General features: G+C 66.1%; 13 protein-coding genes. 6 read left to right on the forward strand and 7 right to left on the reverse strand.

Annotated features, from left to right (window positions below):
* Nucleotides 1-31: 31 nt before the first annotated feature.
* The 5 genes from WT24_RS23910 to glnT all read right to left on the reverse strand — a co-directional run bounded on the left by WT24_RS23910 (nucleotide 32) and on the right by glnT (nucleotide 5,980).
* Nucleotides 32-1,423 (reverse strand): ammonium transporter, encoded by a 1,392-nt coding sequence (locus tag WT24_RS23910; protein WP_060036077.1) that lies wholly within the window; start codon nucleotides 1,421-1,423, stop codon nucleotides 32-34.
* 189 nt (nucleotides 1,424-1,612) lie between these two features.
* Nucleotides 1,613-2,974, reverse strand: coding sequence for an FMN-binding glutamate synthase family protein (locus WT24_RS23915; protein WP_034191060.1), 1,362 nt, complete (start codon nucleotides 2,972-2,974; stop codon nucleotides 1,613-1,615).
* A gap of 25 nt (nucleotides 2,975-2,999) precedes the next feature.
* Nucleotides 3,000-3,689, reverse strand: a complete 690-nt coding sequence (locus WT24_RS23920; RefSeq protein WP_060036059.1) for a protein glxC — start codon at nucleotides 3,687-3,689, stop codon at nucleotides 3,000-3,002.
* Nucleotides 3,677-4,585: a class II glutamine amidotransferase gene (locus WT24_RS23925; protein WP_060036060.1), complete on the reverse strand. Its 909-nt coding sequence runs from the start codon at nucleotides 4,583-4,585 to the stop codon at nucleotides 3,677-3,679. Before WT24_RS23925 ends, WT24_RS23920 begins: the two co-directional genes overlap by 13 nt.
* Nucleotides 4,586-4,597: 12 nt before the next feature.
* On the reverse strand, nucleotides 4,598-5,980 hold the full coding sequence (glnT, locus tag WT24_RS23930) for a type III glutamate--ammonia ligase (RefSeq protein ID WP_179949389.1): 1,383 nt from the start codon (nucleotides 5,978-5,980) through the stop codon (nucleotides 4,598-4,600).
* A gap of 246 nt (nucleotides 5,981-6,226) precedes the next feature.
* Between glnT and WT24_RS23935 the strand changes: the two genes are divergently transcribed.
* The gene (locus WT24_RS23935) at nucleotides 6,227-6,829 is read left to right on the forward strand and encodes a helix-turn-helix domain-containing protein (protein ID WP_060036061.1); all 603 of its coding nucleotides are present in this window, start codon (nucleotides 6,227-6,229) and stop codon (nucleotides 6,827-6,829) included.
* Between the two features lie 212 nt (nucleotides 6,830-7,041).
* Here WT24_RS23935 and hutG read toward each other — a convergent pair whose 3' ends face one another.
* Nucleotides 7,042-7,851, reverse strand: coding sequence for an N-formylglutamate deformylase (hutG, locus tag WT24_RS23940; protein ID WP_060036062.1), 810 nt, complete (start codon nucleotides 7,849-7,851; stop codon nucleotides 7,042-7,044).
* A 16-nt stretch (nucleotides 7,852-7,867) separates the two neighbouring features.
* A complete protein-coding gene (locus tag WT24_RS23945) occupies nucleotides 7,868-8,833 on the reverse strand; it encodes a LysR family transcriptional regulator (protein ID WP_060036063.1) in 966 nt (321 codons plus the stop codon).
* A 179-nt stretch (nucleotides 8,834-9,012) separates the two neighbouring features.
* Between WT24_RS23945 and WT24_RS23950 the strand changes: the two genes are divergently transcribed.
* The 5 genes from WT24_RS23950 to WT24_RS33550 form a co-directional block, all read left to right on the forward strand.
* The gene (locus WT24_RS23950) at nucleotides 9,013-10,197 is read left to right on the forward strand and encodes an FAD-binding oxidoreductase (protein WP_060036064.1); all 1,185 of its coding nucleotides are present in this window, start codon (nucleotides 9,013-9,015) and stop codon (nucleotides 10,195-10,197) included.
* A 27-nt stretch (nucleotides 10,198-10,224) separates the two neighbouring features.
* Complete coding sequence (locus WT24_RS23955; protein ID WP_156440221.1) at nucleotides 10,225-11,004, forward strand: electron transfer flavoprotein subunit beta/FixA family protein; 780 nt, start codon at nucleotides 10,225-10,227, stop codon at nucleotides 11,002-11,004.
* A complete protein-coding gene (locus tag WT24_RS23960; protein ID WP_060036065.1) occupies nucleotides 11,001-11,945 on the forward strand; it encodes an electron transfer flavoprotein subunit alpha/FixB family protein in 945 nt (314 codons plus the stop codon). Before WT24_RS23955 ends, WT24_RS23960 begins: the two co-directional genes overlap by 4 nt.
* A complete protein-coding gene (locus tag WT24_RS23965; RefSeq protein WP_082742280.1) occupies nucleotides 11,942-12,607 on the forward strand; it encodes a HutD family protein in 666 nt (221 codons plus the stop codon). The genes WT24_RS23960 and WT24_RS23965 overlap by 4 nt, the downstream gene beginning before the upstream one ends.
* Nucleotides 12,608-12,628: 21 nt before the next feature.
* Nucleotides 12,629-12,808: FAD-dependent oxidoreductase (locus WT24_RS33550; protein ID WP_156441862.1), on the forward strand; the 180-nt coding region annotated here is incomplete at its 3' end.

The following is a 12,808-nucleotide window of genomic DNA, read 5'->3' on the forward strand; positions in this document are numbered from 1 at the left end:
GGCAAAGAGAGTGGCGCGACTGCGCCACGCCTCACGAATGATAGGCCGTCTCCCCGTGCGAGCTGACGTCGAGCCCTTCACGTTCGCCGTCGCCGTCGACACGCAGGCCGATCGTCATATCGACGAGCTTGAATGCGACGACCGACACGACCGCCGACCACACGAGCGAGGTCCCGACGCCCCAGCACTGTGCAATCAGTTGCTCGCCGATGTGGTAATCGGCCACCTTGTTCGCGACGTAGTCGTAGATCCCGGTTCCGCCCAGCGACGGCGACGCGAATACCCCGGTGAGCAGCGCACCCGCGATCCCGCCGATGCAGTGCACGCCGAATACGTCGAGTGAATCGTCGACACCGAGAAGGCGCTTGAGTCCATTGACGCCCCAATAGCAGACGATGCCCGCGATTCCCCCCATCACGATCGCACCCATCGGCCCAACGAATCCACATGCCGGAGTGATCACGACCAGGCCGGCGATCGCACCGGACACCGCGCCGAGCATCGACGGCTTCTTCTTCAGCGACCACTCGACGAAAGTCCACGACACCGTCGCCGCACATGTTGCCAAAAGCGTCGTGACGAATGCGAGCGTGGCCGCGCCGCTTGCCTCGAGCGCGGAACCCACATTGAATCCGAACCAGCCGACCCACAGCAGCGAACCGCCGATCATCGTCATCGTCAGGTTGTGCGGCGCCATTGTTTCCCGGCCGAACCCCGCCCGCTTGCCGATCATGATCGCACCGACCAGAGCCGAGATGCCCGCATTGATATGCACCACGGTGCCGCCGGCGAAATCGATCGCCCCCTTCTGGAACAGGAAGCCGGCAGTCACGTTGGCCTTGTCGGCCGCCGCGCCGCTCGTGTAAGCGTCGGGGCCCGGCCAATACCAGACCATGTGCGCGATCGGCAGGTACGAAAACGTGAACCACAGCACCATGAACGCCAGCACCGCGGAGAATTTCGCGCGTTCGGCGATGCCGCCCACGATCAGCGCGGGCGTAATCGCGGCGAACGTCAACTGGAATGACACGTAGATGAACTCCGGAATGACGACACCCTTGCTGAACGTCGCGGCGGTGGAGTCCGGCGTGATGCCGACCAGGAACGCCTTCGAAAGGCCGCCGAAGAACGCGTTGCCCTCGGTGAACGCGACGCTGTAACCGTACACCGCCCATAGCACGCCGAGCAGGCAGAACACGACCAGTGTCTGCATCAGGATCGACAGCATGTTCTTGGCGCGCACCATTCCGCCGTAGAAAAGGCCAAGCCCGGGCGCCGCCATCATCACGACGAGCAGCGTCGCGACGATCATCCACGCGGTGTCGCCCTTGTTCGGCACCGCCACCGCCTTGTCGTTCGCGAACGCGGGCAACGCCTGCATCGCGAGCCAGGCCCACAGAATCCAGCCAATCGTCTTTTTCATGTCGTTTCCCAGAATCAAGGCCTGCGCCGCACCGCGATGCACGTGCGAACCGATGACCCACCAGCAACACAAGGAATGGCCGCGACACCGCACGGATGCACGGAGCGAGTCGCGCCGTCTGAATCGGCCGACGACACGGCGCCGCATGCCGCAAGACGGCGTCGTGTCATGCGAACCGTCACACCGCGGTCATGACCGCTCGCCCGGAATCCACGACGTGCCGGCCAGCGGCACGCGCGCCATCGCGGCCGCCTCCACCGTCAGCGCGACGAGATCTTCCGGTTCCAGGTGGTGAACGTTCTGCTTGCCGCATGCGCGCGCGATGGTGGTCAGCTCCATGTTCAGCGTCTTCAGGTAGTTCCGCACACGGCGCGCGCCCTCTTCCGGCTCGAGACGCTTTTCGAGGACCGCGTCTTGCGTCGTCACGCCCACCGGACACTTGCCGGTATGACAGTGATGGCAGAAACCCGGCGACGTATGCAGCGCCGCGTAATCCGCCGCAGCCGAATGCAGCATGCCGTCCTGGAAGTACGATTCGCTGTTGCAGCCGAGCGCCATCAGCACACCCTGGCCGATCGCGACCGCGTCCGCGCCGAGCGCGAGCGCCTTGGCGACGTCTGCACCGGTGCGAATGCCGCCCGACACGATCAGTTGAACCTGCCCCTTCATGTTCAGGTCCTCGAGCGCGGCGACGGCCTGACGGACCGCCGCCAGCGTCGGAATGCCCACGTTCTCGATGAAGCAGGTCTGGGTGGCCGCCGTGCCGCCCTGCATCCCGTCGACCACGACGACATCCGCGCCCGCATGCACCGCGAGCTTCACGTCGTTGAACGTGCGCGTTGCGCCGACCTTCACGTAGATCGGCTTCTCCCAGTCCGTAATCTCACGCAGTTCCTGGATCTTGATCGCGAGATCGTCCGGGCCGGTCCAGTCCGGATGGCGACTCGCCGAGCGCTGGTCGACGCCCGCCGGAAGCGTGCGCATCGACGCCACGCGCGGATTGACCTTCTGCCCGAGCAGCATGCCGCCACCGCCCGGCTTCGCGCCCTGCCCGATCACGACCTCGATCGCATCGGCACGGCGCACGTCGTCGGGATTGAAGCCGTAGCGCGACGGCAGGCACTGGTAGACGAGCGTCTTCGACGAACGGCGCTCCTCCTGCGTCATCCCGCCGTCGCCGGTCGTCGTCGACGTGCCGGCCGCCGTCGCCGCGCGACCGAGCGCTTCCTTGACATTCGCCGACAGCGCGCCGAAGCTCATCCCGGCCACGGTGATCGGGATGTCGAGCACGACGGGCTTCTTCGCGAAGCGCGTGCCGAGCACGGTCTGTGTCGTGCATTTCTCGCGATAGCCTTCGAGCGGGTAACGCGACAGCGACGCACCGAGAAACAGCAGATCGTCGAAGTGCGGGACATGACGCTTCGCCCCGAGGCCGCGAATCTCGTACAAGCCGCGCTGGGCGGCCGTGTGGATGTAGTCGATCGTCTTACGGTCGTAGCCGTACGACTCTTCCTGCTGCAAGCGGGCGAAATGAATGGGTTTGACTTCCATGGCGTTGTCTCGATGGAGCGTGGATTCAATATTCCTGGTTCGCGTCGGCGTTCCAGTGGTAGAGCGTGCGGGCCGAAGCGATGCGCCTGAACGCGCGCGGATCGTGGTCGAGCCCGGCCGCATCGAGCAGCGCCGCGACTGCACTGAAGTCGGCGTCGGCCATCGGCTCGAACTGCGCGTCCGCGCCGAGCGACTTCACTTCGCCCTTCACGTAGAGCACCGCTTCGTATAACGAATCACCGAGTGCGTCGCCCGCGTCGCCGCAAATCACCATCCGGCCTGCCTGGGCCATGAATGCGGAGAAGCTGCCGACCGACCCGCCGACGACGATGTCGCCGCCTTTCAGCGAGATGCCGCAACGCAATCCGGCATCGCCATCGATCACGAGCAGCCCACCGTGCGCGGAAGCACCGGCGCCGTTCGACGCGAAACCCTTCACGTGTACCTTGCCGCTCATCATGTTTTCCGCGACGCCGGTCCCGGCGCTGCCCTCGATGACGATCGTCGCGCGCTTGTTCATGCCCCCGGCGTAATAGCCCGCGTGGCCGTCGATCGTCACGGTCACGTCGGCGTCCACGCCGACCGCGATGTTGTGCGCGCCGTTCGGCGAGGCCACGACGATCGCCTGCCCGTCGAGTACGTCCGCGCTGCCGTGCAGGTACTGGTTGACGTCCCGGACGGTGGCGCGTTCAAGGTCGAATGTCATGCGTTCCATACGTACATCTCCTCGGGTGCGGGTTCGAATACCTTGGCGTTCCTGATGTCCGGCAGATGCGCGAGCGAACGGAACTCCGACGCGATCGCGACGTAATCGTCGTTCTCGGCGACGACGGCCGGCTTGCACGCGAACGGGTCGCGAATCAGCGCCAGCTCGGTGGGTGTCCCCATCAGGAACGTGTAGAAGCCGTCGAGCTCCTCGAAGCCCTTCTGCAGTGCCACGGGCAGCGTGTCGCCTTCGCGCAGTCGCCATTCGAGGAAGCGGCACGCCGCCTCGGTGTCGTTGTCGGTATCGAAGTGAATGCCCTTCGGCTCCAGCTTCCGGCGCACGCCGTAAGGGTTCGAAAGCGAGCCGTTGTGGACCAGGCAGAAATCCTCGCCGGCCGTAAACGGATGCGCGCGATCCGGCGTCACCGCCGACTCGGTCGCCATCCGCGTATGGCCGACCAGATGAGAGCCCTTGAGGCCACCGAACGCGTAACGCGCGGCGATGTCGGCGGGCAGGCCGATGTCCTTGTACAGGTCGATCGAGCGACCGACCGACAGCAAGTACACGCGCGGATAGTGCTCGTTCAGCCAGTGCCTGACCGTGTCGGCCTGCGCGTGAACGGTCAGCACCGCGTGGTTGCCCTTCGCATCGACACGCGCCGCCGCGTCGACGCACGCCTTCAACCGGTCGAGCAGCACGTCCCACGGAAAGTGCTCGCCTTCCTCGGTAAAGCCCGAGTACAGGCTCAGCTTGCGCTGGGCCGGCTCGACCGCGTCACCGAACACAGCGAGGCCGGCCGAGTCCGGGCCGCGTTCGGTCATGCCGATCAGCATCGGCACCATCAACTCGCCCAGCCGGTCGCGCAACGCCGGTGTCTTGACCAGCAATCCTACGATTCCACACATGTTGCCTGCTCCTCAGAAAAATTCGACGTACTGCTTGATTTCCCAGTCCGATACGTGGCGCATGTATTCCAGCCACTCCATTCGCTTGAGCTTGATGAACTCGTTGACCACCGGCCCGAGCGCATCGCAGATCGTCCGGTCGGCTTCGAGCGCGTCGAGCGCCTCGCCGAGGTTTTGCGGCAGTACGCCGATGCCGTGGTCGCGGAGTTTCTGTGCGGGCCACTCGTACAGGTTCTCGTTCGCGGGCGCGCCCGGCGACAGGTCGCGGTCGATGCCGTCGAGCCCGGCGACGATCACGGCGGCCGTCGCGAGATACGGGTTGCACGCACTGTCCGGCAAACGCAGTTCGATTCGGCCGCCCGGCATCCGCACCATCGTCGAACGGTTGTTGTCGCCGTAGCTGACGTACGCAGGCGCCCAGGTCGCGCCGGTCAGCGAGCGGCCGACAACGAGGCGCTTGTACGAGTTCACCGTGGGGTTGCAGAGCGCCGTCAGCGCGGGTGCGTGCGCGAGCAGGCCCGCCGTGAACCGGTAGCCGAGCTTCGACAGGCCCATGCCCAGCGCGTCGCCGTCGTCGGCGAACAGGTTGCGCTTGCCGTCGCTGATCGACATGTGCATGCCGTTGCCCGGGCGGTTCGCGAACGGCTTCGGCATGAACGAGCAGATCATTCCGAGCTCGTTCGCGATTTCCGACGCCGCCATCTTGAAGAACACGTAGTGATCGCACGACGTCAGGCAATCGGTGTACGTGTAGTTGATTCCGAACTGTCCGTTCGCATCCTCATGATCGATCTGGTAAACGTCGATGCCGACCGCGCGCAGCGATTCGGTGAGCTTTTCCAGGAACACACGCGTGCGGGACAGCCCCTTGTAGTCGTAGCAGGGCTTCGCCAGCGTATCGCTCGGATCGCACGGCTCGAGCGTGCCCGACGCCGAGCGCTTCAGCAGCGAAAATTCGGGCTCGAGGCCGGTAAAAAGCGTCCAGCCGCGCTCGGTCAGGCGGGCAACCTGCTTCTTCAGCGTCACGCGCGAATCGAACGCCCACGGTGCGCCGTCGACGTGACCGTCGCACGCGATGCGTGCCAGCCCGGACTGCCACGGCACCGGCGTCAGCGTCGCGAGATCGCCGACCGCCATGTAGTCCGGCCCGTTCGGCTCGATGCCGACACCCCAGATCGCAAAGCCCGCGAAACCCGCGCCCGCGGTAAGCACGCTGCCCAGATGCGCGACCGGCACCGACTTCGCCTTGGCCACGCCGTGAATGTCGACGAATTGCGCGAGCACGTACTTCACGCCGTGTTGCGCGAGATATGTCTGCGCTTCGTCCACCGAGTCGAAGCGCGGTACGCTTCCAAGCGCGTTGGCTGGCAACGGGCTCGCATCGTTCAGGTTCATCGTCTCTCCTTGCAACTGCTTCGTTCACTGGTTTGCGGATTCCGCCCGACTGGCGAGCGGCCCATTGCGCGACATGGGCAAGCACCGTGTCCGGTACGTTGCGGCCACACCTTCTGCCTACGACGGGATTTATTGATATGAAACAATAATTCCTTGTATGAAACTTTCGGCGCGCAGGCCAGCGCTCGCGACCATGCCAGCGCGCACGCCGCAATCTGCTACCCTTGCCCCTTTTCGAGGTCGACGATGCACACCGCTGACGACACCAAGACCCCGCTCGAACGCTATCTCGGGTCGACCATCCGCGAGCTTCGCCAGCGCCACGGCCTGACCATCGCCCAGGTTGCCGAACAGGCCGGCATCAGCCGCGGCATGCTGTCGAAGATCGAAAACGCACAGACCTCGACCGGCCTCGACGTACTTCACCGCATTGCGCAGGCGCTCGGCGTCTCCATGGCCGTGCTGTTCCGCAACTTCGACGTCCCGCAGGGCGGTGCCCAGCTCGTGAAGAAAGGCGCCGGCATGGAAGTCGTCCGCAAAGGCACGAAAAGCGGCCACACCTACCATCTGCTCGCCTACGACCAGGGTCCACGCAAAATCTTCGAGCCGTTCCTGATCACGATGGAGGACCAGGCGGAACGCTTTCCCGTATTCGAGCATCCTGGCACCGAGTTCATCCACATGCTCAAGGGCGTGATCGAATACCGGCACGGTCAGCAGACCTACATCCTGCATCCGGGCGACACCCTGACGTTCCGCGCCGACGTACCGCACGGCCCGGAGCGCCTGATCAAGACGCCGATCCAGTTCCTGTCGATCTTCGTCTACGGCCCGCCTGCCGACGAATGACCTCCGCGTTGCAAGAGATAACGCAAGCGTCGTGCCAGGTTTATCTGCAGGAATCAAAGATTCCCGTGGATAAACACTTCGAGCAGAACGGCGCCCGTGCGTCACCGGGTGACGACCCACTCCCTGCGTACTACGGGTGCGGCTCCACGCCAACTTCGGTGCAACGCCGCACTGATACGGGAACCACGGTTACGAAGATGTATCAGTGACCCTTATGCTGCGATCGGCGGCAGTGCCGCCAGCACATCCAGCGCCGCGCAGATCATGCGGCGCACCGTCGGCTGCACGAGCGCCGCGCGCGCGGTGTCGTAGGCGAACGGGACGGCTTCGTCCATGTAGGTCGACTGGCACATCTCTAGCTGGATCGCGTGCACACCGCGCGACGGCCGGCCGAACGAGCGGGTGATGAAGCCGCCCTTGAAGCGGCCGTTCGCGACCGACGTGAACGGGCTTGCGGCGGCCTCGCGCTCGACCGCGGCCTGCACGGACGGCGCGACGGTCCTGCTGTCCTGCGTGCCGATGTTCAGGTCCGGCAGCTTGCCGTCGAACAGCCGCGGCAGCGTGCTGGCAATGGAGTGTGCCTCCCACAGCAGCACGTGCCCGTGGCGCTCGCGCAGCCGTGCCAGCTCGGCCGCCAGCGCCGTGTGGTACGGCTGCCAGTATGCTTCGACCCGGCGGCCTTTCTCCGCCGGATCCGGTGCGCATCCTTCGCGATAGACGGGCTCGCCTCGAAACGTTTCGGTCGGACACAGGCCCGTCGTCGTCTGGCCCGGGTACAGGCTCTCGCCGTCCGGCGGACGATTGAGGTCGATCACGTAACGCGAGACCGTGGCACCGAGCATCGTCGCGCCGAGCGTGGTCGCGAACGCGTACAGCCGATCGAGATGCCAGTCGGTATCGGCAAGCGTCAGCGCGCGGTCGGTGTACGCATCGCGCAACGGCGCGGGTATGGCGGTTCCCTGGTGCGGAATCGAAATCAGCAGCGGCGCATCGCCGCGTTGCAGCGTGTAAAGGTCGTTCATCAGGGCTCCGGACGAATTAAAGCAATGCATCTTCGGGCAACTGCGGCACCGCGCGCGCGAGCGCGGGCCGGATCGAATGGTCGAGCACGGCGCGCGTCAGCTCGACGATCTCCGTGACGAAGTCCTCCCACTCACCCTGCCGATGCAGGAGAAAGAAATCGCGCCGGCCGAGCCGGCCGGACGGCAGCGGCACGACCGCGACATCGCCGAGGTAATGGCGCGCCTGCCACAGGCACAGCGGCGTCGAGATCGCGAAACCGAGTCGGGCGGCAACCAGGCTCAGCAGCGGATCGGTCGCGTCGAATTCGAAGCGCCTCGGGCAGTCGATGCCGAGATGGCGCGCGAACCGTTCGACCTGCTGGCCGATCACGGAGCGCGCGGTGTAGCGGATCAACGGCAGTTCGGCGGCCAGCGTTCGCCAGTCGACCTTCGGGCGCCCGGCCAGATGCGCGCGCGCGACGACCGCGACGAAGGCTTCCGAGAACAACGGCACTTCGACGATGCGCGCATCGCTGAGCGTGGTCTGGGTACATACGGCGACGTCGATCTCCCGGTCATGCAACTGCTTGCTCAATCCCGGCGTGATCCCCGACCACATCGAAATCTGCCGCGACGTGCCCGACACCGCCCGGATCAACTCCGGCCCGACCGTCGCCGCGAACGAATCGACGCAGCCGAGCCGCACGGGCAGCCGCCCCGTGTCCGACGCGTCGCCGACGCGCGTGCTGACCATCTGCGCATGCTCGAGCAGCGGACCGGCCAGCTCCAGCAAGGCCCGTCCGGCGATGTTGGGGCGCGGCGGGCGGCTGTCGCGATCGAACAGCACCGTCCCCTGCTCGCGCTCGAGTGCGGAAACCGCCTGGCTGATCGCGCTCTGGCTGACGCCGATGCGCCTGGCCGCGCCGGTCATCGAACCGGTCTCGCACACGGCGACGAAGGCCTGCAGCGCACGCAGGTCGATGGGCGGTGGGGTACGTCGCATAGCGGCTCCAGTGGCGGCGGGGTCGGCCGTTCGGCAATACGGGATGAATGGTGCGCCGGTTCGGCCTGCCCGGGCGCTGGATGAGTGCTACCGGGCACGTTGCATAAGTTTGCCTAATACAAAATTCGGCGCTGCCGCGGCTCCCTAGAATCGGCTCGTCGCTTACCCAGAGGGAAACCATGAGCCACTTCGATTTCATCGTGATCGGCGCCGGCGTGATCGGCACGTCGGTCGCGCATCATCTTGCGTCGCTCGGCGCACGCAACGTGCTCGTCATCGAACGCGGCATGATCGGCGCCGGCACCACGTCGCAATCGTCCGGCCTGCTGCGCACGCATTACTCGGTGCGCCAGAACGTCGAGCTGGCGCGCTCGTCGTGGTCGGCCTTCAACCACTTCGCCGAATACGTCGGCGACGACGAGGCGTCGTGCGGGCTCGTCAAGTGCGGCTACATGATCTGCGCGCCGGAGGGGGCGAAGCTCGAGCCGCTGCGCGCGTCGCTCGACGCGCAGCGCGCGATGGACATCGAAGTGCAGTTGCTCGATCGTGACGACGCACACGCCCGCCTGCCGATCGCGCAGTTCGACGACGCCGCGCTGATCGGCTTCGAGCCGGAAGCGGGCTTCGCGGACGCATACCTGGTCGCGATGAGCTTCGCCAAATCGGCCCGCCGGCGCGGCGTGAAGATTCTCGAAGGCACGACCGTCACGGGCGTCGTGCGCGACGGCCGCCGCATCGTCGGCGTCGACACGAGCGCCGGCCGCTTCATATGCGGCACGCTGATCAGTACGCAGAACATCTGGACGCCGGAACTGTCCGGCTGGATCGACGTGCCGCTCCCCGTCAAGCCGGAACGGCACACCGTGCTGGCGCTCGAATGCGACGCACGTTATTCGTTCCAGATGCCGGCGTTCAAGGACCTCGGCTCGCCCGGCATGCTCTATTACCGCAGCTACGGCGGCAGCCAGATGCTGGTCTCCGAGGGCATCGTCGGCGAAACGCTGAACGCGCCCGAAACCGAACAGGGCGACATCTCGCTGGATTACGTCGCCGAAGTCGGCGCGCAGGTCGCCGAACGTTTTCCCGCCTACGAGACGGCCGGACTCGCGTCGTCGTGGACCGGCGTCTACGACGTGACCCCCGACTGGAACCCGGTGCTCGGCAACGTCGGCGACCTTGAAGGGCTCGTCGTCGGTTTCGGCTTCTCGGGCCACGGCTTCAAGTTGTCCCCCGGCATCGGCCGGCTGCTCGCGCAGCATGCGCTCGGACAGCCAACCGACGTGTCGCTCGCCCCTTACTCGCTCGAACGCTTTACGACCGGCGCGTTGCTCACCGGCAAGTACGGCCTGGGCGCCGTGTCCTGATTGTCATCCTTCCGACGAGATATTCCCATGCCCCTGAAGATACTGGTGCCCATCAAGCGCGTCGTCGATCCGAACGTGCGCGTGCGGGTCGGCTCCGCCGGCTCGATCGAGACGACCGGCCTCAAGACGTCCGTCAACCCGTTCGACGAATGCGCGCTCGAAATGGCGCTGCGCCTGCGCGAAGCCGGTCATGCCGCACAGGTGAGCGTCATCACGTGCGGCCCGTCCGCCTGCCAGGACGTGCTGCGCACCGGCCTCGCGATGGGTGCCGACGACGCGATCCTGGTCGACACCGGTGACGCTACCGCGTCGCTCGACTCGCTGGGCGTAGCACGGCTGCTGCACGCGTACCTCGGCACGTCGCCGTACGACCTCGTGCTCTGCGGCAAGCAGGCGATCGACGACGACACCGGCGGCGTCGCGCCGATGCTGGCCGGCCTGCTCGGTTGGCCGCAAGGTCTCGATGCAACCGCTCTGGTACCCGACGGCGACGGCTGGCGCGTCACGTGCGGCGACGACAGCGGCACCGCGATCTGGCGGCTGGCGGGAAGCGCCGTCGTGAGCGCCGACTTGCGTCTGGCCGAACCGCGCCGCGTGACGCTGCCGAGCATCGTCAAGGCCAAACAGAAGCCGCTCGCGATCATTCCCGCCGCTCGATTCACGGTCGACCTCGCGCCGTCGTCACGCGCGGTGCGACTCGACGAGCCCACCGTACAGCGCTCGGGTCACCGCGTGGCCGACATCGATGCGCTGATTGCCGCGCTCGCCGCACACAACGTCTTTGCCCATACAGGAGTCTGCGCATGAGAACGCTGGTTGTTGCCGAAGCCTCGGCCGACCATACGCTGCCGGACGTGGTCCGGCGCGTCGTGACCGCGGCAACGACACGCCGACATCCCGTCGACTTGCTGGTACTCGATCCCGCGACCGCTGCGGAAGCCGCGCTGATCGACGGCGTCGACCAAGTGCTCCGGCCCGATCTGCCGGACGCTTCCGGCCTCGTCGCGCCGGAAAGTCTCGCCGCGTTGCTGGCCGAGCTGGCACCGTGCTACACACTGATCGCGGCTGCCCATCGCACGCTGGGCCGGAATGCGTTGCCGCGGGCCGCGGCGCTCACCGCTGCGGCGTTCGTCGCGGACGTCACCGGCATCACAAACGACGGGCGCTTCGTGCGCGGCTGGTATGCGGGAAGCATCGTCGCGACCGTCGAAAGCGTGCGCGAGAACACCTTTGCGACCGTGCGCGCATCGTCGTTCGCGGCAGCCGGTGCGCGAGCCGAACCGGCACCGATCGATTCCGTAGCTGCCCCGCCCGCCTTCGCCGCGACCACACTGGTCGAACGCAACGGCGCCCAGACGGCCGGCATCGATCTCGCGAATGCACCGATCGTCGTGTCCGGTGGACGCGGGCTCGCGTCCAGCGAGAACATGGCACGGCTCGGCGCGCTCGCGTCGCGTGTCGGTGCAGCCCTCGGCGCATCGCGCGCCGCGGTCGACGCCGGCTACGCACCGAACTCGATCCAGGTCGGGCAAACCGGCAAGATCGTCGCCCCCGACGCCTATCTGGCGTTCGGGATCTCGGGCGCCGTTCAGCACCTGGCCGGCATGAAGGATTCGAAGTTGATCGTCGCCGTCAACAAGGATCCGGATGCGCCAATCTTCTCGTTTGCGGACGTGAGCTTCGTCGGGGACCTGTTCGACGTGATGGCCGCACTTGAACGTCACGTCGAGGCCGGAGGTGGCGCATGACGAACGCGGATTCCGGGCAGGAGCGCGCCCCGCGTGCGACTGCTTCGCTTTCCTCGACCGGGCGAGCACCGTGGACGTCACGCTTCCCGTCTATCCGGTTCATCGATTGCACGCAAATCGAGCCAGAGGCGTGGGCAAACGGCGCGGGCGTCACGCGTACGATCGCAAACCGCATCGGCCCGAACGGCAGCGTCGACTGGCGTATCAGTCTCGCCACGCTCGAGGGATCGGCCCGCTTCTCGCAATTTCCGGGCGTCGACCGGATCCTCGTGCCGATCGACAACACGAGCGTCGAGCTTCGCGCACAGGACGGGCATCTCGTCGCCCACCCGATCGTGCCGGCACGCTTTCCCGGCGACTTGCCGGTGTGGACGACCGATATCGCGCGGCCCATGCACGTGCTCAACGTGATGACGCGCAGAGCTTCGTGCCAGGCCGCCGTTAGCGTGATGACGCATTCGTGCCGCGTAACGCCTGCGTCAACGCATCTGCTGATTTGCGCGGCCGGCCGATGGCGCTTCGGCAGTGCGTCGCTCAGCACCCAGACGCTGCTGCCGATGCACGGTCTATGGCTCGACGACCGTGTAGAAGAACTCGATCTGCAATCCGACACACTTGACTCCCGTCTGATCTCGGTCGCGATCGAGTCAGTCGAACGCTGATCCTTGCCCGTTTATCCGCTCATGTCTCACGCCTCGCTTATCGAACAATACGGCCCGCGCGAATCGATGGAATACGACGTCGTGATCGTCGGCGGCGGCCCCGCCGGGCTGTCGGCGGCGATCCGGCTCAAGCAGCTGGCCGCCGAGAAAGGCGCCGAGATCGGCGTGTGCGTGCTCGAGAAAGGTTCCGAGATCGGCGCG

The sequence above is a fragment of the Burkholderia sp. MSMB1078WGS genome, from assembly GCF_001528895.1.
Taxonomy (GTDB): domain Bacteria; phylum Pseudomonadota; class Gammaproteobacteria; order Burkholderiales; family Burkholderiaceae; genus Burkholderia.